Below are 24,854 nucleotides of genomic sequence, written 5' to 3'. Positions count from 1 at the left end.
CGGAATTTATTTCTTCCCTTTATTGATGATATAAATTCCGGCAGTAGCCAATGCGCCTGCTATCAGATACTTCCAGTAGAAGGTTTCGCCCAGACAGAGGCAGGAGGTGATGGCTCCTACTACGGGGATGAGCGAATTGTATATCGCTACCTTTCCTACGGGATTGCAGCTCAATAGTTTGTTGTAGAGAGCGAAACTGATGGTTGAGATGGCGATGAGCAGCAGAAGGATAGTGATGCCCCAGAGGCTGATGACTGGCAGATAGCCACCCGTTAACAATGCAGGAATCACCAGCAAGGCTCCACCGATGCTCAGCGAATAACCGGTTCCTACGAAAACATCCACTCTCTTGCTCAATCCTCGGGTCAGCAGGGAAGCACTGGCTCCACACAGGGCATTGAGGATAATCATACCATCGCCCAGGAATGTGAAACTTCCGCTTTCCTTTCCGCCAAGGTTCAAGGCAAGGATGCCCAGGAAGCCAATGATGCAGCCTAAAGCCTTTCGCCACGTCATCCTGTCGCTCTTGAAGAAGATGCAGGCAAAGATAACCACCGTGAAGACGCTCATCGAATTGAGTATCGCCGAACGTGCTCCTGCATTATGCGAGAGTCCGAAATAGAAAAAGGCATAATGAAGGGTGGTGTTGAGGAGTGCATAGAGGAGAAGGAACCAGACATTCTCTTGAACAGCTTTCTTCTTGAATCCGAATTTACGATGCGAGCTTCTGGCGATGGCAAGGATGATGATGCCGGAGATGAAGAAGCGGATGCCTGCAAAAAGCATCTTGCTTCCGGTCATGTCTGCTGTAATCTGATATTCCTTCATTCCCATTTTTATCAATGGGTAAGCCCATCCCCACGAGATAGCAGCCGTAAGGGCGAACAGGCTTACCCATACTGGGCGCTGAAATATACTGAGTGTATTTGTTTCTTTCTTTTCCATTATAACTTAATTGATATTCCCTTGCTTCTGTGTTTGCTAAATGGCAATCTACAAGTCCCCCAGATGCCTTTCTATCGGAATTCCGCGGTTCTTGTCCTTGTCATCCTTGTTGATGTCTATCCAGTTGCGCAGGGTATCCATGGCGATGCGGGTGGCATGGCGGAGATGATCGCCATCCTTCAGTCTGCCCACGATGATGCTGGAGAAGATGTCGCCGGTGCCCGGGAACTGAACGGGGATTTCTTCGTAGGGCAGGAGGAAATACTCTTCAGTAAGATGATTGAAACCTATCACGGCATGCTGACCCTCTACGATGCACGAGGTGATGAGCACGGAGTGGGAACCGATGGCTCTCAGTTTATCTATCAGTTCATAGGCTTCCTTCTCCGAGACTCCCTCTTCCTTGTATTCCGAATCTGTCAGCAGACAAGCCTCGGTATAGTTGGGAAAACAGAGATGCGATACGCTCAGCATCTCCTTCATGCATCTCACGGTACTCTCACTGGCTCCACCATAGAGCTTGCCGTAATCGCCCATCACGGGATCCACATAGATGTCGGTGCCCATTGCTGCCTGTTCTCTGCAATAGCGTGCCACCAGCTTCGCCTGACGCTCTGAAGCCATGAAACCCGTGGTAATGGCATCGAAGTGAATGCCCAGTTCGTTCCACTTCTGCAAGGCTTCCTCGATATACGAAGTGCATTCCAGAATGGCGTACTTGCCGTATGGGAACGTGTTGCTGATGAGCATGGTGGGTAGATTGAACACATCGAGTCCCATATAAGAGAGGATAGGCATCTGAACTGCAGCAGATACCTTTCCGTAACCACACATATCGCTGATAATAAGGATATTACTTTTCGCTTTCATTCTTTCTTTTTTCTACTTGCTTTTCTTTCTTATCCTGATTATCTCTTAATAGCTGGCTGTACATTTGATACCCAATGCCTCTACACGCTCCTTGATGGCATCGAGAACTTCCTTTGGCGCCTTTTCCAGCAACTTGTCTGGTGTTTCGCGGGCGATGGTATAAACCATTACCTGCTGAGGCTGGATGTCTTTCACTGCCTCCAGCCAAGGAGCTACGAAGTGCTCGCTGGTATTGTCCAAACCGTCACCTCTCAGGAACATGGTCTGGATGATGACGTGCCCCTTGAACATCTTCAGATATTTGATCACATCCTTCACATCGTAGTTAGGCTGCTGAGGGCGGTCCAGCTTCTTGATGTAATCCATATCCACGGTATCCAGTTTCAGGATGTTGTTATCCACGAGCATCAGCGCCTCTCTCACTTCCTCCTTATATATATAGGTAGCGTTGCTGAGTACGGATACTTGTGCTTCAGGGAAATATTTCTTGCAGAGTTCCATCGTATCTTCTACGATTCCCTTGAAGTCTGGGTGTCCCGTAGGTTCACCGTTTCCTGCGAAGGTAATGTCATCCAGAGGCTGGTTGTTGTCGTGGCGCTCTTTCAGAACCTTCTCCAATCCTTCTCTTACCTCCTCGCGGGTAGGGCGCTTCTTTTTAGGACGGAAGTCGGCGTTGAATCCGCATTCGCAATAAACGCAGTCGAATGAACAGACCTTGCCATCAGATGGCATGAGGTTGATACCCAGTGAAACTCCCAGACGGCGGGAGTTTACCGGACCGAATATCGGTGATGGATAAATAATCGTTGACATAATCTTATTCTCCTTTATCTAATCTATTCTTTATTTTATCTTGGTAATACCTATTTTATACCAATCTTATTTACTTGTTCGTAATTTGATGGGCAAAAGTACTAAAAAATGTTGGAATGAACAAATAAATCAACAGAAAATCGATTTATCCTTACCATTTGTCTTCTATCTCCGATAGATTGTGTACTTTTGCATTCAAATCCGGGGAGATTCTTGGTGATTTCGATTCGGATTTAAAGGAAAAAACAAAAAAGTTGATGTTTTGCTTAGTTTTTCGCTTGGCTCAACTGTATAGATAGTATATGAACAGAAAAAAGGACATAGAACAGTTATTCCGTCAGCATTATGCGAAGATGTACAATCTGGCCAGATGCATTCTTTCGGATGATGACGAGAGCAAGGATGTGGTGAGCGAAGTATTCGCCCAGATTCTTGCCGATGATGTGGTTCTGGTGCCTGGGAGTGAGGACGGTTACTTGATGCGGAGCGTACGCAACCGCTGTCTCAACCTGATAGCTCATAAGAGCGTGAAGGAAAGGGTGGCGAAGCTGCTGCTGGATGATGCCGACGTGATTCTCTCGGAAGAGACCGACGAGCGACTCGATCGGCTTATGCTTCTCATCGAAGACCTGGAACCGCCTATCCGGCAACTTATTTTCCGTCTGCGCTATCTTCAGGAGAAATCTTATCAGGAGGTGGCTGATGAAGTGGGAGTGAGCAAGGTGACGGTGTTCAATCATCTCTCGAAGGCGATGGACTGGATTAAGAAACAATTTAAATGAGCAAGACAATGACAAACATGAGTAAAGAAGAAAAGCAGATGATGCTCTTTGACATGCAGGAGCATCCCGAGAAATATACCGACGAGCAGGTGGAGCGCCTGCTTGCCGATGAGGAAGTGAAGGAGTTCTTCCATGAACTGGCGATGGCGAGAATGGCTGGCAAGAAAGCCAATCCGAAGGCGGTGGATGTGGATGGGGCTTGGAAGGAGTTTGTTCAGGCACATCACGAGGGTAAGATGGAGATAGATGCCGGCAAATCCAAGGGTGCTTATCGCAACCGGATGAAGATTGCTGCATCCATCGTTGGCATCATCTTCCTTTCGGGTGTAGCCTTGGCTGCGATTCACAATGGTTGGTTGGGGTTCCCGGCTTCTGATCAGACAGCGGATAACAAGGCTGCGACAGAACAGCTGGCAACAACCCAGGCGCTGCCGAATGAAAGTCTTCGTGCTGCAACAGTAGAGAGTAAGGATTCGCTTGATATGAAACCCGTGGTGTTTGATGATGCTGAATTGGGAACCATCCTGGCTCAGCTATCCGGTTTCTATCATGTCAAGGTGGAGTATGTGGATGCAGGTGCCCAGCACATCCGTCTCCTCTTCAACTGGAACAAGACGAAGACTTTGGAGCAGAACCTGGAGATTTTGAATGCTTTCGACCGCATACAGATAGAGTATATTGACGGTACATTGTTGGTGAAATAAGATAGGAGGATATATTTATGAGAGATTTTTGGAAACCAATGCCCGTTAGCGGCAAGCTTATCAGAGAGCTTCTTCTTCTCTTCCTGCTGTTTGGGGTTCAGCAGTCTTATGCCCAGCGCATCACCCGACAATATAATAATGTGTCGTTCTCTGCGGCGTTGAAGGATTTGAATGCCCGCCAGCATAAGTACACCATCAACTTCGTGTATGATGAACTGGAGGATTTCAGGGTGACCAAGAGCATCAGAAACCAGAGTGTTCCCGATGCCATTATGCAGCTGATAGGATTCTATCCCATCAGGATGACGCAGGTGGAGGATAATATCATGGTGGAGTGTGCGCAGAAAACTCCCACCAAGATGATAGGTCGCATTGTTGATACGCATCATCGCCCTATAGATTTCGCCAATGTAGCCCTGCTGAATGTTCGTGACTCTTCTTTGATTAATGGTGGCGTGACGAATGAGAACGGCCAGTTCGTGATTCCCTGCGGAGCCACAAAGGCGATAGTTAGAGTAAGTTGCGTGGGCTATATTACGACAAGCAATACATATAATATAGGCAAGATAGGGACAATAACTCTGAAGGAGGCAACAATGAACCTGCAGAAGGTGGTTGTAAAAGGACATCGTAAAACCTTTGAGATGACGAATGAAGGACTTGTTACTCAGGTGAAAGGAACACCTTTGAGCGAAGCTGGTACTGCCAACGATGTTATGGCGCAAGTGCCGAGTGTTTATGGCAGTGATGGAAAATATCGTGTTTATGGCAAGGGTGAAGCATTGGTATATGTGAATGGAAGGAAGTTGACGGATGAGGGGGAACTGGATAGAATAAGTTCCAAAGACATCGCCTCCGTAACTCTCAACAACAATCCTGGAGCAAAATATGATGCTACGGTAAAGGCTGTCATTGTGATCAGAACGAATAAGAAACAAGGTGATGGACTGAGCGGTGGGTTTACTTCTATGGCTCGGCAGGGACATTCTACATCTTTGTCTGAGGGTGGTAATTTAAACTGGCGTAGAGGAGGACTAGATATATTCGGAAGTCTTTATTATGATTTGACGCAAAGGTATCAGCATCAGATAGATAAAAAGACTGTCATTAAAGATGGAGATATGTGACAAATGCATAGCGACATCGGGATATTCCCCAAAAGCAAAGCCCAAATTGCCACAAAGATAGGTTTCAATTATGTCTTCAATGAGAAACATTCCATAGGTGCTACTTATAATGTAAACTTTTTACCAAATAGTACTGCTTCATGGCCTACATATCAACGTGTAATGAAGAATGGGACAGAGTTGGAATCCATATCCTATGATATGAAATGGAATCGCAAGACGCCTCCTGCTCATTATGTGAATGCTTATTATCGGGGAGAATTCGGAAAATGGAATGTCGTTTTTGATAATGACTTGGTTGTTAGCCAGAACAAGGCTGTGCAGAATATTAAGGAGCAGAGTAGTGCTTCTGGTGAAAGTAATGTTAACAGCACAAACAAGGCGGACAATGTAATGGCTGCTTCTAAATTGGCGCTGTCTTATCCTGTTGGGAAAGGAAAGCTAGAAGGTGGTGGTGAGTTTATCTATACAGACCGCAAGGAAACGTACAACAATGTGGAACAGATAATAGCTTCTACAGATGACCATATCAGGGAAAATAAGTTGGCTGGATTCTTGACCTGTTATCTTCCATTGGGAAAAATTGATTTAGAAGCAGGTCTGAGGTATGAACATACCGTTTCTGATTATTATGAGAAAGGAATCTGGATTGATGGACAAAGTCGTCGGTATGATAAATTGTTTCCGAATGCAAGTTTATCATTTCCGATAGGCAAAGCCAATTTCTCGTTGGATTATACGATGAAGACTCGTCGTCCGTCTTATCAGGAATTGAGCAGCAATATGCAATATGATGACGTCTTCACTTATGAAAAGGGAAATCCTCTTCTGAAGCCTGAAATTATCCATGACATAACCTTCGCAGGATTATACAAATGGGTATATTTAAATTTCAGTTTTCAACATATCAATGACTTCATAGTGAATACGATAGATTTGCAGCCGGGTGAAGGTAAACCGCTCAACATTCTAACGAATGTCAATCGTTCCCACATGAATACATATACGGCAGTTCTATCATTGTCGCCAAGTATAGGGATTTGGTCTCCTCGCTTGTCTTTGGTATTGATGGGACAGAATTTTGAAATGGTTCATTATGGGCAAATGCTTAAGTTGAACAATCCGTTGTTGATGACCAATTGGTTTAATTCTTTCTCTATTTCAAAAGGTTATATACTGACGGCTGATATGATAGGGCATACTTCTGGTGATAATACGATAGCAACCCTGAAGCCGAGTTTTCAGTTGAATTTGGGAATAACAAAGAAGTTTAAACAATGGACTTTTCAATTTCAGGCAACGGATGTCTTTCGTACAGCCCGTAACTCTATGTTTACCTATGGTACAAGTATGTTGCTCGATAAATGGAACTATAGCGATTCGCAAGCTGTTAAGCTAACTATAAGCTATCGTTTCAACTCTGTTAACAGCAAGTACAAAGGCACAGGAGCCGGCAATGAAGAAAAGAGCCACTTGTAGTTCTTGTTAGGAAGAAACTCTCTTAATAAACAATGAATATATGACAATCGGTCAAGCGAAGGCAAAACCATGTTGGTTTGCTCTTTGCTTGGCCGATGTTTTTATTTTTCTTCAGTTAGATACTCCTTTATTTGTTGCTCTAATATCGGAAGGTCGTTTGTAATCACGTCCCAAACAACGTTGTTATCAACTTGAAAATATTCATGAACGATATAGTTCCTCATGCCGTTCACTTGTTTCCAAGGAGTCTTAGGATGTGCTTGTCGAAATTCTTCGGTAAGCATATTCGAAGCTTCTCCAAGAATTTCGATGTTCTTGACTACTGCGTAATACATCATGTCGTCTGCGATAAAATCCTCAAAGTTTTTACCTTTTGTATATCGGCAGATTCTTTCTATCGCCTGGAGCATATGCTCTAAGCGGTTTTTATCTCTACTTCGTTCTCTCATAAACTAAGATTTTATCACGTTCTACTGATTCCTGTGCAAAAGGGAGTAAGGTTCCTTCTGATACCAAATCAACTTTTCTACCTAAGAGTTCTTCCAAATCACTCCACATGCCGAAGAATTTTAAACCAATAGGTTTGCTCTTGTCCAAAGAAACCATAATATCGACATCGCTATCCTTCGTTTCTTCCCCTCTGGAGAAAGAACCGAACAGCCAGGCTTTCAGTACGGGTTGGGTGCTGAAATAATGGCGTAAAGCTTCTATGATGGCTCGTTTACCCATAATATAATGATGTTGTTTCTTGGTGCAAAGATACACTTTTTATTCGAAAGAGCAAGCTTTTTTCTAGTTTTTTATTACCTTTGCATAGGTTTTTCGAAAATAATCTATGTTTTGCTTAGTTTTTCGCTTGGCTCAACTGTATAGAGAATTAGAAACAGAAAAAAGAAAAACTGATGTATATGAAAAAAACTTTTTCGTGTGCGTATAAGCTCGATGTTAAATCAAAAAAGAATCTGATATGAAACCTTATAGATACCCCCAAAAATTACGTCCCGATGTAGACTTTACCACATTGCGACGTAATCTTTCCTACATCACGACACAGATATTCCTGCGTCGCCATGTAATTTCAAGGACATCGGGAGAGATTACACGGATTCTTTATGAGATTATAATCGCTTCATGTAGCTTTTTCCAGAAAGAAACTCTCTTAAAACAATGAATATATGACAATCGGTCAAGCGAAGGCAAAACCATATTGGTTTGCTCTTTGCTTGACCGATGTTTCTTATAATTCTTCTATCATCTTATTGATTGTTTCTAACATTCCAGGGAGTTTGTTCTTGACTACATCAAAGACAATAGATTCATCTATGTCAAAATAGTGATGATTAGTTCTTCGTCATGCATAGATTCCATCTCTTTTAATTTGCTTCAAAAGCATCGGATTCATGTTATTGCGAAGTCGGACAATATCTACAGGCTTACCAAAGAGCTCTTGCAGTTCTTCCTTGATGTGAACCATTGTAAATAAGTCTGGCTTTTTCATTTCCACACAAACATCAACATCGCTGTCTTCGGTCTGTTCGTTTCTAGCAACAGATCCAAAGATTCCAATCTTTGTAATACCATAAGCATCAGCTTTGGTGCTCAGGTATTTGCGAAGTATGGTAATATAATCGTTTGTCGTTTTCATTATCTTTCCATTTTTGCCACAAATATACGATTTTATTTTTTATGTTCCAAGTTTTTGCAGGGTTTTCTTGCAATAATAGTTCAAAATACTTGGTTTTATGGTGTTTTTTATTACCTTTGCATCGGTTTTTCCAAAGAAAATAGAAGATTTCTTCATTTTAGGGGTAATTGATTTCCGGAAAGCTTGTATATAAGAGTAGAAACAAGAAGAAAATGACGTGATGACAGAAGAAAATGAACAGCGGATGGAACGGCTGTTCCACGACCATTACGAGCAGATGTATCGCTTCGCCTTTGCCTTGCTTCATGATAATGAGGAGGCGAGGGATGTGGTGAGTGATGTGTTCTCCAGATTGTGGGATAAACAGCTGCTTCCAGACCGGGCTTACCTGATGCGGAGCGTGAAGAATGCCTGCATCAATCTTATAGCCAGAAAGAAGAGAGATGAAAGACTGAAACGGCTTCTCCCTCTCTCGGAAGAGAAATTGACGGAGGAAGAACCTTCTCGTCTGGAAGAGCGATGGCAGGCTGCCGTGGATTGCATCGACCATGACCTGACCGACCAGACTGCTTCCGTCATCCGATTGTGCTATCGGGAAGGAATGTCGTATAAGGATACGGCGGAGGAACTGGGCATCAGCGTCTCGGCAGTGAACAAGCATATCGTGAAAGGTTTGCGAACGCTCAGAGAAAAGTTGAAAGGAAAACAATAACCCTAAAATGAAGAAAGGAAAAGAAAATGAAACATGAATTATCTGACATAAATCCTCAGAAGATGGATTCTCAGAAATGGGATTTGCTCCTCAATCTCCTGGAGCATCCCGAAAAGTATTCCGAAACCCAAAAGGATGAACTTCTGGGCGATGAGGAAGTGAACGAACTCTATCAGCAGCTGATAGAGACCCGACAGTCTCTGGATTTCGGCAAGTCGAAGGAAGGGATGAAGATGCCTTCGATTGATGCAGAATGGGAGAAGCTGAAAGACGAGATGAAGCTGAAAGAAGAAAAGCAGCAGAAAGAAGAGATGAATCAGAATGCAGAAACCCAGCAAACTGCCAAGCTGTTTCCTCTCTGGAGTCCGATGAGAAAGGTGGCTGCCGTTGCAGCCGTCCTTGTCGTCTCCGGTATCACCTTTGCTGCCATTCATCTGGTAACCCGTTCTCATCAGCCATCTGATAAGAACAATACCGAACTCGTGGCATCCCGAAAGGATTCTATCCAGCAGGTTTCTGCTCCTCAGAAATCCAACATAGAAGAAAAGACAGATTCTGCAAGTCTTGCCCAGCTCCCATTGGTTTACGAAAACGCTGAGCTTCAGAATATCCTGACTCCTATTGCCGGGCATTTTCATCTCCAGGTAACTTATCAGAATGAGTCGGCTCGCCACATCCGTCTCTTCCTGCAACTGGAGAAGAACATGAGTCTGGATGATATCATCGAACTGTTGAATCATTTCGAGAAAGTGAATATTCGTCATGAAGGTCAAACTTTAATCGTGGAATAAGATGAAAAGATTAAGATATATCATGCTGCTGGCAGGTCTGATGAGCCTTTCTCTTCAGACCATCTATGCCCAACGCATCACCCGCAGCTTCCGCAACAGTTCTATGTCAGAAGCGCTCACCATCCTTGCCAAGAGCACCAAGGATTATCGTATCAACTTTATGTATGATGAACTGGAGGATTTCACGGTTACCACGAGTATCGTGAAGCGAACTGCTCCGGATGCCATCCGCCAGATTATGGGCTTCTATCCGATGAAGATGACGATAGATGGCGAAAACATCTTTGTGGAGTGTACGCAGAAGACTCCCACCAAGATGATAGGTCGCATTGTGGATACGCATCATCGCCCTGTAGATTTCGCCAATGTAGCCCTGCTGAATGTTCGTGACTCTTCATTGATTAATGGCGGTGTGACGAATGAGAACGGCCAGTTCGTGATTCCCTGCGGAGCGAGAAAGGCGATAGTAAGAGTAAGTTGCGTGGGCTATATTACGACAAGCAATACATATAATACAGGTAAGATTGGTTCAATTACCCTGAAGGAGGCTACGTTGAACCTGCAGAAGGTGATAGTAAAGGCGGTTCGCCCCAAGACAAAACTGACTCGCGAGGGATTCCAAACCCAGGTGCAGGGTACGATACTGAGTGATGCGGGTATGGTTGCCGACTTGTTGAAGCAGGTTCCAAGAGTGCGTGTAGATAAGAATGGAAACTGTTCGGTGTTCGGAAAAGGCACACCGGAGATTTATGTCAATGGCAGAAAGCTGACCGACAAAAATGAATTGCAAACCATATCTTCAAAGGATGTGAAGAACGTGACGGTTATCACGACTCCCGGTGCTCAGTATGATGCCCAGGTCAATTCGGTGATTCGTATTACTACGGTCAAGAAGCAAGGTTATGGATGGAGTGGTAATTTCCAGGCAAAATATGGCTTTGCCATGAAGAATGCCTGGCAAGAGCAGGCTAATCTCAATTACCGTGTGGGTGGACTGGATGTATTCGGTGGATTGATGTGGTCAGATTCGTATTTCTATGATAAGTTGGGATTGGATGAATATATCAATGGAAATCAGCATCAGATATATCAAAAATCTGCAGGGCGCATAGATGCTAGAAATTATGGACCTGATGCCAATCTGGGTTTCAATTATGAATTCAACGAAAATCATACCATCGGTCTGAAGTATAAGTTTGGTTCTGGCTATACCAAGTATTTTACTGATCAGAATAACTATTCCATCTTTCAGGATGGAGTTCACCAGGGAGATGTAAATTATCTCAACGATGAGTCAGATTCCAAGCAGACTCCTATTCATCAGGCTGACTTTTATTATGATGGTAAGATAGGCAAGTGGAGTATAGACCTGAATGCATCTGCTATGTGGCGGACGAAAGACCAGATACAGAAAGCCACAGAAACCAGTACTGAGTTGGGCGACCAGATTGTATGTTCAGATAGTCATACCAAAGGAAAGTTGCTTGCTGGTAAATTGGTTGTTTCTTATCCTTTGACCGACCAGTTGAACATAGACTTTGGTTCGGAATACACAAATTCTGATAGTCATACCAACAACCAGAACGAGGGTGGTGTGGCTGCATCCAATGATTCCAGAATCAAGGAACAGAACATAGCCGCTTTTGCTGAGGCTGCATGGTCGTTGGGAGATTATTCTCTGAATGCCGGTGTGAGATATGAGCATGTAAAATCAGACTATTATGCCGAAGGAGTGCTCAATCCGGATATGAGCAGAAAGTATGATAATGTATTTCCTAATGTATCCTTGGGATATGACAAGGGCAAGTGGCATTCTTCGTTGAGTTTCACGGCGAAGACCTATCGACCAAGTTACTTCCGTCTTTCCGGTTATACCCGATATACGAGTCGTCATTCCTATGAAAGCGGTAATCCGAACTTGCGACCAACGGATGCCTATCATCTGGAATGGGATGCGCAATATTCCTGGCTGAGTTTCTCTGCTGAATATATTTACAACAAGAATGCTTCGGTATATATGATGAAGCCATTCCAGGGCAATAAGGATATAGCCCTGTCATATTACGAGAATGTAGATAAGATTCAGAACCTGAAGTTCTATCTTGAGGCTACTCCGGTGATAGGCTTATGGCATCTTGACTATACGGTAGGTCTGGTCAATCAGTTCTTTGATGCCAGCAAATATGTCAGCGACTATAATGCCAACCGTCCTTCTCTCTATCTGGATTTGGAGAATACCTGGGTATTGCCACATCATTGGAAGGCTCGATTGGAATACTCTTACCAGTCGCGTAATTATCGTGAATTGGGTGTCAACTATGCATGGAATTCCCTGGATGCGTCTATTTCAAAGTCATTCCTGAACAACCGACTGGTTGTGAGACTGGAAGCAGAGGATTTGCTTCATGGTCAGAACGAGAGTTGGAAATATAATAATTCGTATGCGCACTTCACCAGAACCGGTATAGATAATACCCGCATGTTCTTGGTCAATGTAACTTATAACTTCAATGCCACCAAGAGCAAGTATAAGGGTACGGGTGCTGGTAATGCAGAAAAGAGCAGATTATAGCTATTTTTTAAAACACGGACAAATTGAATTTGTCCGGACAATTTGTCCGGTTGATTCTAAGTAGTTGATATTTAGAATATTATAAACCGACGGACAAAGAGACCGGACAAATTGAATTTGTCCGTGTTATTTTTTTCTGTGGTTTTGGAGTCAAAATCAGGCTTTTTCAGCTTTGTTCCCTATAGCTTTTCTCCCCGTAACTCTATGACTTTTGGATGTTAACTCTATGAGTTAGTTTTTTTAAGAGATGATGTATGACAAAAAACGGGAATACATTCAGACTAGGAGGGATGAAGAACTGGATGGAATTGGTAATTTGATGCAGTTATACAAATTTAACGGAAGAGATGTAATGACTTTGGATAATAATGTGTACTTTTGTACTAGATAATGATGAAATAAAAACATATTGTAAGAATGAAGACGGCTTTTTGCTCTTTTGGACTGCTGATGGCTGCTGTACCCGTGTTCGCTCAGAACACTGGGAAGGACTCTATTGTCTTTACTAAAGCTTTGGATGATGTGGTGGTATCAGCCTCCAATATCAGTCGTGTGGGTGATCATCTCGTTATCTATCCCAACAGCCAGCAACGAAAACATGCGGTCAATGGATTCGGGGTGTTGGAAAACCTGAATATCCCAGGACTCATCATCGATGCAAAATCGAATCAGGTGGATGTGATGGGACTGCAAGCCACCTTGTATCTGAATGGGCAGGAATGCGACATCCGGGAAATACAGATGCTCCGTCCTCGTGACATCGAGAAAATAGAATATCATGATGCTCCATCTGGAAAATACGCCAAGGATAAGTTTGTCGTCAACTTCATCACCAAACAATACCGATATGGAGGATATGTGCAGGCTGACGGACTGCAGATGATAGGATATGACCATGGCGACTATAACGTTGCCACCAATTATGTAAAAGGTAACAATTCCTATACTGTGTTTGCTGGTGCAAACTATAGTCATGTGGATGGTACTGAGACCTGGAACAATGAGAACTATCAGTTTCCGCAATCCCTATTTGATAGGGAGAGCTATAGTAAGAATTCTTACCGGAATCATCAGGAATATATGCAGTTCCGCTATCAGAACCAGAAGGGAAAGAGATATTGGGTGGGCAAGTTTACGCTCGTCAACCTCTCTACTCCAAGAAATGTATCTTCTGGTTTTGCGAAGGAAAGCACAGAGACGGACATCTTATCAAATATCCGGAAGAAGAGTCTGTCTCCTAAGATTGACCTGAACGCCAACTTACCATTAAGCAAGAATCAGACGCTTACTTTGGGAGTACATGGCAAGTATTCTGCCAACTCCTATCATCGTCTTTATCAGGAACAGCCTTTCGAGGCAATGACCGATGAAGACGAGAATGCGCTGTCGTTCCGGCTGTCTGCCATCTATAATTATTTCTCTCAAAAGCATTCCTTATCTGTGGAACTGTTTCATTACCACGATGTCTGGAATGCCGATTATTCCGGCAATTGCGAACTTTGGCAGCATCTGTGGAAAGGGGAGTCGTTGGCTTTCTTCTCCTATAATTTCCAGGCTAGCAGGCGCTTGAGCCTGAAAACCCGCATCGGATTGGATTGGCTTCAATATCATCTGCATGGAGACAACAGTTTTAGCCAGCTGTCTCCTCGCATCAATACGAATGTGCAATACCAGCTGAATAAGGGAATGCTCTTGTGGTCATTCAACTTTGTGAACTCCAATCATGGTATGGATGTCATCAACCGGGCTATGATTCAGGTCAATTCCCACATGATGGAAAAGGGAATGCCCGAACTGAAGAAATCGCATGACATCAACACCTATTTGTATTATATGGGGCGTTTCAACAGGTTGAGTGTTTCTGCCATCGGACAATTCCGTTACAATCATCATCCTGTAACTGATGATTATTACCTGGATGAGGCAAACAGGAAAATAGTGAAGACTTACTCGAACGGTGGAAATGCTCAATATTATTCTGCTATCCTCGCCTTGCAGTACAAACTGTGTAAGTTTGCCAATCTGTCGGGAGATATCAGATATAACCATGCGGAGGTGAAGACAACCTGGTCGAAGCATAACAACAATTTGACGGGTAATCTTGGGTTGAATATGTTCATGGGTGATTTTGCCTTGAAGCCTTACCTGCATTTTGGCAAGAAGTCTTTGGATGAAGCTGCTTTGGTGATAAACAAGACTCCTATCGACTATGGAATGTCGTGTTCTTACAGCAGGGGCAACCTCTATGTAGAACTTCAGGCAGTATCGCCTTTCAAAAAGCAGGAGAAGCAATATTGGTTGGATTTGCCTATCTACAGTTACAGTAAGAGCATCAAAGACCAGACGGCTTCGCAATATGCCAGCATCAAGGTTGCTTACTCCTTCGACTTTGGCAGGAAAACCCAAAAAGTAGAGAAGGATGTTAATAAGAATATAAACAGCTCTTTGTTAAGAGTGGAGTAGAGTTTTATAAAACAAAAGATATAGGAACGGATGAAAATGTTAGATTTTAAGGTAAAAAGATTTGTTGGTATTATATTTCATTTGATTTTAGCTCAAATTTGTTTGGCACAGACTGGTATCGCTAACCAAAATTTTGGAAAGGATACTCTGCAATTAAGGGAGGTTGTTGTTAGAGCAACCCGCCCTTTGGCAAAGTTGAACAGCGAAGGCTTTGTGACAGAAGTCAAAGGTACCGTTTTGGAAAAACTTGGTTTTGCAAAAGACGTTATGGGTATGTTGCCTGGTGTACTGAATAATAATGGTTCCATTGAAGTTTTTGGCAAGGGAAAACCAGTCTTCTATATCAATGGACATATTGTCCGCAATAATATAGAAGTTGAGCAATTGAAGGCTAACCAAATAGATAAGATAACAGTTATAACGAATCCAAGTTCACGTTATGCCTCAACCGTAGGTTCCATCATAAAGATAACAACCATTAAAAAGGTTGGGGATGGTTTCTCCTTTGATAACATCGCTACTATTGGTTATCGTAATTATCTGTATGGCAAAGACAATTTGGACTTGAACTATAGAATTGACAATTTGGATGTTTTTGGAACGTTGGGATTTGAGAAAGGCAAGGATACGAACTCTAGCAAAAATGTTCAGAATTCATGGCTCTCGTCACATCATCAGCAGAATACGACTATGAAATCGACACAGCACTCAAACTTGATTGATGGTAAATGGGGATTTGATTTTTCCTCATCTCCAAAACTCTCATTTGGCGCATTTTACCAAGTGTCTTATGCTCCAATAAAGACCAATTCTAGCATTATGTCATCATTATATTCTGATGATGTAATTGAAAGTGAAACTTCTGCATACAAGGATATCAAATTAAGAGATTTGGAACATTTGTTAGATGGATATTGCCATGGGGTTTGGGGAAAATGGAATTTGGAAATGACTTTTGATTTAATGTGGAAAAAAACACGTGAAAATCAAAATGTTATAGAGCAAACTGGCATCAATCAGGATTTCGGAATAAAAGATGTTGGGCATGCTAGGTTAATGGCAACGGAATTATATGCGTCACACCCATTTCTTAAAGGTAATTTTAGCTTTGGAGTAGATTTCACCAATAGTAGCCGTGAGGAAAATTCAGAAAGTGAAAATAGCATTATGGCAGGCGAGAACAATAAAATACAGGAGCTTAACATGGCATATTACGTTGAGACTATGCAGCATCTAGGCAATGTAACATTCCGTATCGGTGGCAGGTATGAGCATGTGAACAGTGAATATTTTATAGGTGGCAGAAAAAATCACGAACAGTCACATGTTTATGATAAGTTTTTCCCGACTGCTTCATTGTCTCTGCCCATTGGAAAAACTATGGTGCAGCTGAGCTATTCTAAGCAATGCTATCGTCCATTGTACTCTCAGTTGAGCAACACGGTTCACTATGTTAACAAATATCTCTATCAAAGTGGAAATCCGTATTTGCAACCATCCTATAGCGACAACATCTCTTTGAATTTGAGGTATCGCTGGCTGGCATTAACTGCTAATTATAAAAAGGTGCAAAACCAAATAATAACATCATATACATATTATGATGATGCGAAGACTATAGCTTTGCTCAAAAAGGAAAATTCTAGAAACAGTCTGTCTAACTTACAGATAATGGCTTCTTTTATGCCCGGATTCCTTTGGAAATGCTATTATCCCGTATTGGCATGTGGTGTTGTCTCGCAATTTTACAAGATTGATTACAGAGGAAATATAAAGCACGTGGACAATCCTTTGGTTGTAGTTAAGTTCAATAATATTTTCAAATTCCATAACAACTATATGGCGACAGTAAATTACAGTTGGCGTAGTGAGGGAAATAGTGAGAATATTAAGATGGGGAGTATTGGACAGATAAATCTTTCTTTGGCTAAGGACTTATCTAAAAAATGGAATGTCAAGTTGTCTGCAAATGACATCTTTAATACTGCCCGCAAAAATACTTTTACCATTTTCAGCGGAATGAATGATGTCTATATTGAAAAGGCTGCGTCTGTAAGGGCAGTGGAATGTAACGTAAGATATAAGTTTAATACAGTTAAAACAAAATATAAAGGTAAAGGGGCAGGGAAAAAGGAAATGGATAGATTGTAACTGTTTAAACTCTATCCATTCTGGGATATGCTTATCGATAGTTTGTCGTAGTTCATATACCCATATAAATGCAGCTTTATGCTTCAATTTAACTGGATTTTTTCCTCCGTTTCTTTGCCATTTCCATCTTTTTCCTTAATTTTGCAGCGGAAACTCTATAATAGATATTTTTAATAGCAAAAAGAATGAAGATGAAACAGAAAAGGATGAGAAAGATAGGCATCGCTTCGGCTCTGGGCTTGGTGGTGCTTGTGGTGCTGGGCTTGTATGGTGCCAGCAACTATATGCTCAATTATTCGCTCAACTATCCGAAGGAGGAGAGAATGACGGCTGAGCATTGGAAGAACAGAATGAAGAACGAGTGTCCCTGGATGATTGGCTGGATGGACTCCGTGTATCAGCACCATTGCGTGAAGGATACCTTTGTCGTGATGCCGTCGGGCTACAAGGCCCATGCCATCTATCTCTATGCACCGAAGACTACGGAAAAGACTGCCGTGGTGGTGCATGGCTATCAGGTGCGCTCCGAGGGAATGCTGCACATCGCCTATCTCTATAATCACGATATGGGGTATAATGTGCTCCTGCCAGATTTGTATGGACATGGAGAGAGTGAGGGCGACCATATCCAGATGGGATGGAAGGATAGATGGGATGTCATCAGATGGTCGGAAGTAGCCAATGAGATTTTTAAAGTGAAGAGTGAAGGACGAGGAGTGAAGGGTGAAGGAGGAAAAGTGAAGAGTGAAGAACGAAGAGTGAAGAATACCCGTCAGGTGATTCACGGTATTTCGATGGGTGCGGCAACCACGATGGCAGTATCGGGAGAGAAGACTCCCGATTACGTGAAGTGCTTTGTGGAGGACTGCGGCTATACCAGCGTATGGGATGAGTTTGCTGCTCAGCTCAAAGACCAGTTTGGCTTGCCTGCCTTCCCGCTGATGAATACCACTTCCGCCCTTTGCCGGTATCGTTACGGCTGGTCGTTTGCCGAGGCTCAGCAGATAGAGCAGGTTCGCAAGAGCACCAAACCGATGCTCTTTATCCATGGCGACAAGGATGCCTTCGTGCCCTACGCTATGCTTCATCCGCTTTACGAGGCAAAGACGAAGGGCAGAAAAGCCATCTTCATCGCCAAGGGCTCCGTTCATGCCATGGCGTATCGCGACCATCATGAGGAATACACCCGCATCGTGAAAGATTTTGTTTCTAAAGAAGAATAGGCTATTCTCCTATATGTTGTCCCACCACATACCCCGTGGTCCAGGCGGCCTGCAGATTGAAACCGCCGGTGATGGCATCGATGTCGAGCACTTCGCCGCAAAGAATCCTGCGGCACCCCCACCAATAATTGCAATATGTAGTGATTGTGGCATATCGTATTTTGGGTTGATTAGGGTGCAAAGGTACTGCTTTTCTTTGATAAAAGAAGAAAAGTTCTCCTTTTTCTTTTGCAGATACGATAGATTTTTGTAACTTTGCGCAAAAATCATAGTATATCAAGAATCCAAATAGATTTATGGCAAAAAGAGAATATGTTGAGGCCAACAAGCGTTGGCTGGAGGAAAAGGCAAAGGAGGAGGGCGTTATGGCGCTGCCTCGTGGTATATATTATAAGGTGTTGAAGCAGGGCGACCCGAAGGGAGCACAGCCTAGCCGACGCAGCATCGTGACGGCTCATTATACCGGTTGGACCATCAACGGCAAGAAGTTTGATTCCAGCCGTGGCGGTACGCCGTTCGCTATGCGATTGAGCGACCTGATTGACGGCTGGATTGTGGCTATGCAGCAGATGCACGTGGGCGACCAGTGGGAACTTTACATCCCAGCCGAGATGGGCTACGGCAAGTTCTCGCAGCCGGGCATCCCAGGCGGTTCTACCCTGATATTCGAAGTAGAACTGCTGGGAGTGGGATAACCCGGATACTTGAAATTATAAAGATCATTAAGATAAGAGAGTCTTGTCCGGCTATAGTCGGTTCAATTCATCTTCCGCACTGTTCATGCCGTTGTATCTTCCCTTGCGCTTGTTGAATTTCCAGGTTACGGTCAACTTGTAGCTCCATAGCTTGTAATCCTCAGTCTGGGAGAAGTCAACGGCATGCTCGTGGGTTCGCTCCTTGAAGAGCTGCTGATGGAAGAGGTCGTTGGCACTGAAGGCAACCTGTAATCTGCCGTCCATCCACGATTTGTTGGCACCAAGACTCCAGTTCTGAGTGGGGCTGAACTTCATTTTGCCCACTTGTCCTCCGTTGTCAAAACTGTAGGAGAGCGACAGCTGATAGTCGTTTGGTAGCGTGAAGTAATTGTCAAACGATGCATTCCAAGTTGCTCCGTTATAGCTGATTAGCTCTCCATGATCATTTACGGAGAAGCGCTGGTAAGTGATGCTTGCATTTACATTTGGGCGCCAGCAGCCGAAGACGTGACCCCAGTTGAGATATGCCATGTATTTCTGAATCTTGTTGAAGTTCATGAATGTACTCACGTATCTTACGGGCTTGTCTTCCGGCACTTCATGAATGTACATGATGGAGTGGTCGGTACGGGTGTATCTCAGCATTCCCATGAAATCTTTCCACTGCACCGAGTAGGTCAGACGATAGGTGTTGACAGGCTGTAGCTTCGGATTGCTGATCTGATACTGAAAGCGCGAGGTATAGTAGATGTTCCCACTGAGCTGACTGAAAGAAGGTCGGGCGGTGGTAGTGCGGAAGCTGAGCGAGTGATGCCATGATGGTTCTTTGATAGTGATACCGAACGATGGAAACCATTGGTCGTAATGACGCTCCATATTGTCGGGAGATTTCTCCGACAGATTGGTGTATCGGGAGGTGAGATGCTCGTATCGGATGCCTGCCCACCAGCTCCATCTGCCAGCTTCACCCTGATATTGCAGGTAAGCTGCCGTCTTGGTATCGTGGTTTTTGTATTCCGTAGTTCCAAGCATATCGGCAGAACTTTCGGTTTTTCCCTTGCCTTCCATCAGGCTCCATTCGCCACCGAAGTTGATGGAATGTTTGTCAGAGATGAGTTGCTTGACTTCGAATCTTCCACTATAGATATCGTAGTTGGAATTGGAACGGTTGAGGGTTTCCTGCATCTCGCTACCTTCTTTCTCCGTGATAGGCTGGCTGTCAGAATTCTTGTTCCTTGCATAGTCCAGATAAATCTGTGATGAGAAATGCTTCGACCATTTAGCCAGATGGAAGAGGTTGAAGTGGTGACTGCGCTGGTGTCCCCATTGCTGGCTCTCCGCATCAAAATACTTCATCTCGCCATCCGCATCAGAAAGCTTCATCTCTCTATTTGTATCTTCTCCTGCTGGGTTAGGATAGCGATAGTACTGCTGCTGTTTCTCGCTTCTGCCGCCATTCAGCCAAAGCCCTTCCCATTGTATTCCCACTTCGTGTTGCTTGCTGAGCAACCAGTCGAAGTTGAGTTCTGTAGCGTTATAATTTGCCTTGTTCTTGCCATGGCGGTCGGTTCCGAAGAGATATTCGCCATCTTTGGCTCTTACGAGCGCTTCCTGTGGCTGATGCACATTGTATCGGTTGTCTGTGTAGCCGTAAAATCCTGTGAGCGAAATCTTCTTCGTTACCCAACCCAGAGTCAATTCCTCGTGGTTGGTGTTCACCTCGCTCAACTTATCATACACCTGCATCTTGCCGAATATACCCTCGTCTGTTCTTCTCGTCAGGATTCTCAGTACGGCTCCCGTCGTTGCATCAAATTTTGCACCAGGAGTGGTAATGAGTTCTATTTCATCTATCAGCTTCACATCGAGATGAGAGAGTTCGGCAGAAGTCGCCTTCTTGTCGTTGAGATAGATGATGGGTGCTCCCAGTCCGTTTACTTCCAGAGTTCCATCGGCGGTTTGTTTCATGCCGGGTATGTGCTTCAATACATCATCCAGCGTTGGCTCCTTTGCTAAAGGAGTATTACGGACACGGGTAACCAAGGCATCGTTTCTCATCTTGTACATCGGGCGATGACCTGTTACGGTTACGGCTTGAATCTCGGCTTCCTTGTCTGCTTTGATCTCAGCTTCTTGGTTAGCTTTGATCGAATCTTTTTCAGTCTGTACCGAGTCCGCGGAAACTCCGGATGTCGGGAATTTCCCGTTTTGTGCTGTTGCACAGGTGGCGGTGGCTAGCATCGCACATATAACTGTTTCTTTCTTCATTTTCTTCCTTGCTTTTTGTTTTCGTCTGCAAAGGAACAGCTTTTCGGGCTTAAAATCGCAAATAATCATTACTGAAACATTACGCTGGCAAAATAATTGGACTTCACCTTATTATATATAGTGAAATCTTCGTACCTTTGCATCGAAAAAAGAAAAAATGATATGAATAGAAGAATCAAACAAGTCTGGCTGCTCGCCATCCTTTCCTCTTTCCTGCTGATAGGCTTGCAGACCTATTGGCTCTACAATAGCGTGACCTATTCGATGGGAGAGATGGGGAAGAAAAACGCCGAAAAGGCGGAACAGGCGATTATTGCCTATCTGACAAATATCGGAGCGGCGGTAAAAGAAAAATCACATATCGGTTATGTCGTCTCGGCATATTTTTCAGACTTCAAGGGTCCCTGTACTACGGTTTGCTCTCCGCTGGATACGGATACAATCATTGGTGGAGTGGTGTATCGCAAGCCGGGATTCGGTAACGTGATGGAGAAGAGAGATACTTTCGATTTGCGTGAGACGGATTCCAACAATTCTTTTGATTGCCTGAATACTTACATCACTTACCAGCTTACCCACTTTGACAAGGCGCATTTTGACCGTTTCATCAGTAGGAAACTGGGCAATGATTTCATCGGGGCAGAGATGAAGACGGGAAAGCATCGTCTGTGGCAGACAAGAATCGTAGAGCCTCCTACCTTGTTTCATCACGAAATGCTGGTAGAAGTGCCTTTCAATCCTATCCAGTATCAGTCGATGCAGATGAGGATGCAGGTGCTGATGCTGCCCATCCTGAAGGGAATGATGTGGCAGATGATAGGAAGTCTGTTGGTTACCATCATGCTTCTCCTGAGCATAGCTTATCTCATCAAGGTGATGCTCCTGCAGAAGAAGGTGGATAAGATGCGAAGCGACTTTGTGCATACGATGATTCACGAGTTGAAGCGCCCCGTGCAGACGCTGAAGATGTGTGTATCTGTATTCTCTGCTCAAAAGACAGATGAGAAGGATGAGAATGCCCTCATCATGGAGACCGTAAGAGAGGAGAGCGATAACCTGACCGCCTATCTCGCCAAACTTCGTGAAGTAATCAGGGCAGAGGAACATATCCCGCTCCAGATAACTTCTTTCGATATCCATGCCGCTTTGCTGAATCTGGTGGCTATGTATCGAAAGAACAGACAGAAGGAGGTGAATGTTTCGCTCGATTACCAACGCACTTCCGACCGGCTGATGGGAGATAGAGACCAGCTTCTGAATGTGGTCAGCAACCTGATGGAGAACTCGGTGAAGTATTCCGGCGACATTGTCAATATCCATGTTGCCTGCCGAGATACCGAGAAGGAGGAAGTCATGATTTCTGTATCAGATAATGGTATCGGAATTTCGCCCGACGAGCAGCAGAGAGTCTGGACGAAGTTCTATCGCAGCAATGCTTACCCGGATATGATGCAGCCGGGCATCGGCTTGGGCTTGAGTTTTGTGGATATGATTGTGAAGGCCCATGGGGGCAGAAAAATGATGCAGAGCGAAGTGGGCAAGGGAACCAGAATTTCAATCGTCATCCCGCAGCATTCCTGATGCATCCGGTTTAACGCTATAAACAATAGAAAAAATGATCAAGATATTATTTGCAGACGATGACTTGAAGTATTCCATGTTGCTGAAGAGTTTCCTGCAGCAGCATGGCTACGATGTGACTTATGCCGGCAATGGCAAGAAGGCATGGGAGCAGTTCCCGGAAGTGAAGCCCGACCTGGTATTGCTCGACATCAATATGCCGGAGATGGATGGCTATGAGGTGGCAGAACGCATCAGAGCCATCGACCCGAAGGTGCTTATCTTCTTTCTCACCGACCGTACGGAGAAGAACGATCGACTGAAAGGTTTCTCCCTGAAGGCAAACGATTATCTTGCCAAACCCTTCTATCCGGAAGAGTTGCTGGCAAGAATAGAGGAGCGGTTCTCTATGAATGAGAGTGAGACGATAGAAGAGGAGGTGTATCATTTCGGTGAAACCACCTTCTGCTATAATAACAATGAGCTTCGTACCCGTTCCTCTCGTGTGCTCATTACCAGCCGACAAGCCGACATCCTCCGTCTGCTGGCGAAGAATATCGGCAATGTAGTAAGCAAGGAGATGATACAGGAGGCGGTGTGGGGTACCGTGAGCTATGCCAACTCCCTGGCTGTGAATGTGCAGATGACGTATCTTCGCCATGCTCTTCAGCATGATGCGACCGTTAAGATTGAGTCGCTGAAGAAAAAGGGATACGTCTTATCTGTTATTTCTCCAGAGTAACGATGATGTAGCTTCTGCCATCCTCTTTCAGACCTCTTTCCTGAATGGCTTTGGTGCCCTCTTTCAAGACCTCGATGGCTTTGATTTTGCTGGGAGAAATCTTGTAGAATTCCTCTTTAGTCAGCTCCTGCTCTCTGCCCTTGATCAGATAGTGAGGGGCTGGCTTGGCGGCAGGAGGTGTGGTAGTGGTGATGATATGAATCTCTATCACATCTCTTTTGGGTGCCGGCAGGACGTTGGTGTTTACCTGGTAATTCTTGATGGTTTTACCGATGAGTTCCTTGCCGGTGAAGTTCGGAATGCGCTCGCCGTCGATGCTGTAGATACGCAGGGTATCTGCCTTGGATGCCATACTGCTGGTTATGCCCAGCAGGGCAAATGCAATGGTGAAAATATACTTTTTCATAAGCGTGAAATGTTTATAATTCAGCGTGAAATGTTTTATTATTCGTTTAACTGTGCCAAAGGAAGTAGCTGATAGCTACCATCTTGCGTTTCTGCGATATTGATGGTGTAATGCTGCATGTTGCCGTCGTTGTCCAGGGTTGAGATAACGATGTTATCGCCTTGGCGGTTGATGGTCAGCTGCTCGGCAGAAGGCAGGGCGGCAGAGGCTACTTCATAAATCTGATTGAAATCTTCATGAATGCTTCTTTCTGCTTCAGATGAAGTCTTCCCGGCATTGCCGGAAGAGGTTTCTTCTGTATTTTCTGCAGTCTTCCCAGCATCTTTCTCGCTTCTTTCTGCGATATTCTTTCTTTTGGCAAGGGCCATCTTGCTTGACTTCATTTCCTGCTGGGTCACGATATCCTGGGTTGCAGCCAGGAAGAGGGAGTCGGCACGTTCCATCTTTTCGTATGCGTTCAGGTTCCCGTCTTCATCCTCGGAAGAAGGCTGCGAGCGAACCACCTGTTCTGTAGGAACCAGGTTGGCAAGGCCAGGTTGTTGTTCAGAAGAGGATGAGAAATAATCCTTGATAGGGAAGAGCAGGAAGATGAGTCCTGCCAGCATCGCCGTAGCGAGAAGAATGGCTGAGAGGCGTACCCATCTTGTTTCGTGCTTCTTAGAAGTTGGTTGAAGAATATTCGGAGTATAGTTCTCCATTCCCAGCATCAGGTTTCTGATGTCGAGATCCTCATCCGTTAAATCCTTATTCTCGCAATGGCGATAGAAATCAGCCAATGCCTGTTCTTCCTCCACGCTGGTATCAGCATCGAGGTAGCGCTCTATCAGCTCGTGGCGATAGGTTATATCTTCTAGTTTCTTCATTTCTTTCCTTTTTAGAGTTCCTTTTTTAGAATTCAATTTGAAG

The 24,854-nt window shown here is 44.2% G+C and carries 22 protein-coding genes and 1 pseudogene; 13 read left to right on the top strand and 10 right to left on the bottom strand.

Going from position 1 to position 24,854, the window contains the following annotated elements; genetic code table 11:
• Window positions 1–6 precede the first annotated feature (6 nt).
• Genes ONT19_RS06135 through ONT19_RS06125 form a run of 3 tightly spaced genes read right to left on the bottom strand, consistent with a single transcriptional unit; the run spans window position 7 to window position 2,628 of the window.
• Complete coding sequence (locus ONT19_RS06135) at window positions 7–945, bottom strand: DMT family transporter (RefSeq protein WP_264952928.1); 939 nt, start codon at window positions 943–945, stop codon at window positions 7–9.
• A gap of 48 nt (window positions 946–993) precedes the next feature.
• On the bottom strand, window positions 994–1,815 hold the full coding sequence (locus ONT19_RS06130) for a bifunctional hydroxymethylpyrimidine kinase/phosphomethylpyrimidine kinase (protein ID WP_264952929.1): 822 nt from the start codon (window positions 1,813–1,815) through the stop codon (window positions 994–996).
• Between the two features lie 45 nt (window positions 1,816–1,860).
• Window positions 1,861–2,628, bottom strand: a complete 768-nt coding sequence (locus tag ONT19_RS06125) for a radical SAM protein (protein WP_022120410.1) — start codon at window positions 2,626–2,628, stop codon at window positions 1,861–1,863.
• Between the two features lie 302 nt (window positions 2,629–2,930).
• Between ONT19_RS06125 and ONT19_RS06120 the strand changes: the two genes are divergently transcribed.
• From ONT19_RS06120 to ONT19_RS06105, 4 genes are read left to right on the top strand one after another with little or no spacing between them, the layout of a single operon-like run.
• Window positions 2,931–3,410: a sigma-70 family RNA polymerase sigma factor gene (locus tag ONT19_RS06120; RefSeq protein ID WP_118201809.1), complete on the top strand. Its 480-nt coding sequence runs from the start codon at window positions 2,931–2,933 to the stop codon at window positions 3,408–3,410.
• Window positions 3,411–3,427: 17 nt separating this feature from the next.
• On the top strand, window positions 3,428–4,114 hold the full coding sequence (locus tag ONT19_RS06115) for a DUF4974 domain-containing protein (protein WP_264952930.1): 687 nt from the start codon (window positions 3,428–3,430) through the stop codon (window positions 4,112–4,114).
• A 17-nt stretch (window positions 4,115–4,131) separates the two neighbouring features.
• Window positions 4,132–5,241, top strand: a complete 1,110-nt coding sequence (locus ONT19_RS06110) for a carboxypeptidase-like regulatory domain-containing protein (RefSeq protein ID WP_264952931.1) — start codon at window positions 4,132–4,134, stop codon at window positions 5,239–5,241.
• A 3-nt stretch (window positions 5,242–5,244) separates the two neighbouring features.
• A complete protein-coding gene (locus tag ONT19_RS06105; RefSeq protein WP_264952932.1) occupies window positions 5,245–6,720 on the top strand; it encodes an outer membrane beta-barrel family protein in 1,476 nt (491 codons plus the stop codon).
• Between the two features lie 101 nt (window positions 6,721–6,821).
• On the opposite strand, the gene ONT19_RS06100 is transcribed toward ONT19_RS06105, so the two are convergent.
• The 4 genes and pseudogenes from ONT19_RS06100 to ONT19_RS06090 form a co-directional block, all read right to left on the bottom strand.
• Entirely contained in the window at window positions 6,822–7,169 is a 348-nt protein-coding gene (locus tag ONT19_RS06100) for a HepT-like ribonuclease domain-containing protein (protein ID WP_118065935.1), read from the bottom strand.
• Window positions 7,153–7,449 (bottom strand): nucleotidyltransferase family protein, encoded by a 297-nt coding sequence (locus ONT19_RS06095; RefSeq protein WP_117585943.1) that lies wholly within the window; start codon window positions 7,447–7,449, stop codon window positions 7,153–7,155. Before ONT19_RS06095 ends, ONT19_RS06100 begins: the two co-directional genes overlap by 17 nt.
• 508 nt (window positions 7,450–7,957) lie before the next feature.
• Window positions 7,958–8,047 (bottom strand): annotated as a pseudogene (locus ONT19_RS16310) (antitoxin); the annotation flags it as partial.
• A gap of 24 nt (window positions 8,048–8,071) precedes the next feature.
• Window positions 8,072–8,365 carry a nucleotidyltransferase family protein gene (locus tag ONT19_RS06090; protein WP_089544535.1) on the bottom strand — a complete coding sequence of 98 codons (294 nt, stop codon included), beginning with the start codon at window positions 8,363–8,365 and terminating at the stop codon, window positions 8,072–8,074.
• Between the two features lie 220 nt (window positions 8,366–8,585).
• Here ONT19_RS06090 and ONT19_RS06085 point away from each other — a divergent pair, with 220 nt between their 5' ends.
• From ONT19_RS06085 to ONT19_RS06050, 7 genes are all read left to right on the top strand, one after another.
• Window positions 8,586–9,077, top strand: coding sequence for an RNA polymerase sigma factor (locus tag ONT19_RS06085; RefSeq protein ID WP_254970439.1), 492 nt, complete (start codon window positions 8,586–8,588; stop codon window positions 9,075–9,077).
• 26 nt (window positions 9,078–9,103) lie between these two features.
• On the top strand, window positions 9,104–9,868 hold the full coding sequence (locus ONT19_RS06080; RefSeq protein WP_264952933.1) for a DUF4974 domain-containing protein: 765 nt from the start codon (window positions 9,104–9,106) through the stop codon (window positions 9,866–9,868).
• Window position 9,869: 1 nt separating this feature from the next.
• The gene (locus tag ONT19_RS06075; RefSeq protein ID WP_264952934.1) at window positions 9,870–12,440 is read left to right on the top strand and encodes a TonB-dependent receptor domain-containing protein; all 2,571 of its coding nucleotides are present in this window, start codon (window positions 9,870–9,872) and stop codon (window positions 12,438–12,440) included.
• A gap of 417 nt (window positions 12,441–12,857) precedes the next feature.
• Entirely contained in the window at window positions 12,858–14,903 is a 2,046-nt protein-coding gene (locus ONT19_RS06070) for a hypothetical protein (RefSeq protein WP_264952935.1), read from the top strand.
• 36 nt (window positions 14,904–14,939) lie between these two features.
• Entirely contained in the window at window positions 14,940–17,054 is a 2,115-nt protein-coding gene (locus tag ONT19_RS06065) for a TonB-dependent receptor domain-containing protein (protein WP_264952936.1), read from the top strand.
• A gap of 191 nt (window positions 17,055–17,245) precedes the next feature.
• The gene (locus ONT19_RS06060; protein WP_264952937.1) at window positions 17,246–18,277 is read left to right on the top strand and encodes an alpha/beta hydrolase; all 1,032 of its coding nucleotides are present in this window, start codon (window positions 17,246–17,248) and stop codon (window positions 18,275–18,277) included.
• 296 nt (window positions 18,278–18,573) lie between these two features.
• Window positions 18,574–18,972 (top strand): FKBP-type peptidyl-prolyl cis-trans isomerase, encoded by a 399-nt coding sequence (locus tag ONT19_RS06050; protein ID WP_022121977.1) that lies wholly within the window; start codon window positions 18,574–18,576, stop codon window positions 18,970–18,972.
• A 51-nt stretch (window positions 18,973–19,023) separates the two neighbouring features.
• On the opposite strand, the gene ONT19_RS06045 is transcribed toward ONT19_RS06050, so the two are convergent.
• Window positions 19,024–21,240, bottom strand: a complete 2,217-nt coding sequence (locus ONT19_RS06045) for an outer membrane beta-barrel protein (protein ID WP_264952938.1) — start codon at window positions 21,238–21,240, stop codon at window positions 19,024–19,026.
• A 162-nt stretch (window positions 21,241–21,402) separates the two neighbouring features.
• On the opposite strand from ONT19_RS06045, the gene ONT19_RS06040 reads away from it, so the two are divergent.
• Window positions 21,403–22,821, top strand: coding sequence for a sensor histidine kinase (locus ONT19_RS06040; RefSeq protein WP_264952939.1), 1,419 nt, complete (start codon window positions 21,403–21,405; stop codon window positions 22,819–22,821).
• Window positions 22,822–22,855: 34 nt separating this feature from the next.
• Window positions 22,856–23,542, top strand: a complete 687-nt coding sequence (locus tag ONT19_RS06035) for a response regulator transcription factor (protein ID WP_118201233.1) — start codon at window positions 22,856–22,858, stop codon at window positions 23,540–23,542.
• Here ONT19_RS06035 and ONT19_RS06030 read toward each other — a convergent pair.
• Window positions 23,526–23,948, bottom strand: a complete 423-nt coding sequence (locus ONT19_RS06030; protein ID WP_264952940.1) for a hypothetical protein — start codon at window positions 23,946–23,948, stop codon at window positions 23,526–23,528. The genes ONT19_RS06035 and ONT19_RS06030 overlap by 17 nt on opposite strands.
• Window positions 23,949–23,986: 38 nt before the next feature.
• On the bottom strand, window positions 23,987–24,811 hold the full coding sequence (locus ONT19_RS06025) for a hypothetical protein (protein WP_264952941.1): 825 nt from the start codon (window positions 24,809–24,811) through the stop codon (window positions 23,987–23,989).
• Window positions 24,812–24,854: the final 43 nt, after the last annotated feature.

It is taken from the genome of Segatella copri, from assembly GCF_026015625.1.
GTDB lineage: Bacteria > Bacteroidota > Bacteroidia > Bacteroidales > Bacteroidaceae > Prevotella > Prevotella copri_H.
This window is presented reverse-complemented; position numbering and strand designations above follow the sequence as displayed.

Bases quoted from the DNA above. Each gene is read 5' to 3' on its own strand.
- ONT19_RS06085 (WP_254970439.1), top strand. From the start codon at position 8,586: ATGACAGAAGAAAATGAACAGCGGATGGAACGGCTGTTCCACGACCAT.
- ONT19_RS06125 (WP_022120410.1), bottom strand. From the start codon at position 2,628: ATGTCAACGATTATTTATCCATCACCGATATTCGGTCCGGTAAACTCC.
- ONT19_RS06045 (WP_264952938.1), bottom strand. From the start codon at position 21,240: ATGAAGAAAGAAACAGTTATATGTGCGATGCTAGCCACCGCCACCTGT.
- ONT19_RS06070 (WP_264952935.1), top strand. From the start codon at position 12,858: ATGAAGACGGCTTTTTGCTCTTTTGGACTGCTGATGGCTGCTGTACCC.
- ONT19_RS06135 (WP_264952928.1), bottom strand. From the start codon at position 945: ATGGAAAAGAAAGAAACAAATACACTCAGTATATTTCAGCGCCCAGTA.
- ONT19_RS06025 (WP_264952941.1), bottom strand. From the start codon at position 24,811: ATGAAGAAACTAGAAGATATAACCTATCGCCACGAGCTGATAGAGCGC.
- ONT19_RS06065 (WP_264952936.1), top strand. From the start codon at position 14,940: ATGTTAGATTTTAAGGTAAAAAGATTTGTTGGTATTATATTTCATTTG.
- ONT19_RS06075 (WP_264952934.1), top strand. From the start codon at position 9,870: ATGAAAAGATTAAGATATATCATGCTGCTGGCAGGTCTGATGAGCCTT.
- ONT19_RS06060 (WP_264952937.1), top strand. From the start codon at position 17,246: ATGAAACAGAAAAGGATGAGAAAGATAGGCATCGCTTCGGCTCTGGGC.
- ONT19_RS06030 (WP_264952940.1), bottom strand. From the start codon at position 23,948: ATGAAAAAGTATATTTTCACCATTGCATTTGCCCTGCTGGGCATAACC.
- ONT19_RS06115 (WP_264952930.1), top strand. From the start codon at position 3,428: ATGAGTAAAGAAGAAAAGCAGATGATGCTCTTTGACATGCAGGAGCAT.
- ONT19_RS06100 (WP_118065935.1), bottom strand. From the start codon at position 7,169: ATGAGAGAACGAAGTAGAGATAAAAACCGCTTAGAGCATATGCTCCAG.
- ONT19_RS06040 (WP_264952939.1), top strand. From the start codon at position 21,403: ATGAATAGAAGAATCAAACAAGTCTGGCTGCTCGCCATCCTTTCCTCT.
- ONT19_RS06080 (WP_264952933.1), top strand. From the start codon at position 9,104: ATGAAACATGAATTATCTGACATAAATCCTCAGAAGATGGATTCTCAG.
- ONT19_RS06130 (WP_264952929.1), bottom strand. From the start codon at position 1,815: ATGAAAGCGAAAAGTAATATCCTTATTATCAGCGATATGTGTGGTTAC.
- ONT19_RS06090 (WP_089544535.1), bottom strand. From the start codon at position 8,365: ATGAAAACGACAAACGATTATATTACCATACTTCGCAAATACCTGAGC.
- ONT19_RS06120 (WP_118201809.1), top strand. From the start codon at position 2,931: ATGAACAGAAAAAAGGACATAGAACAGTTATTCCGTCAGCATTATGCG.
- ONT19_RS06050 (WP_022121977.1), top strand. From the start codon at position 18,574: ATGGCAAAAAGAGAATATGTTGAGGCCAACAAGCGTTGGCTGGAGGAA.
- ONT19_RS06105 (WP_264952932.1), top strand. From the start codon at position 5,245: ATGCATAGCGACATCGGGATATTCCCCAAAAGCAAAGCCCAAATTGCC.
- ONT19_RS06095 (WP_117585943.1), bottom strand. From the start codon at position 7,449: ATGGGTAAACGAGCCATCATAGAAGCTTTACGCCATTATTTCAGCACC.
- ONT19_RS06110 (WP_264952931.1), top strand. From the start codon at position 4,132: ATGAGAGATTTTTGGAAACCAATGCCCGTTAGCGGCAAGCTTATCAGA.
- ONT19_RS06035 (WP_118201233.1), top strand. From the start codon at position 22,856: ATGATCAAGATATTATTTGCAGACGATGACTTGAAGTATTCCATGTTG.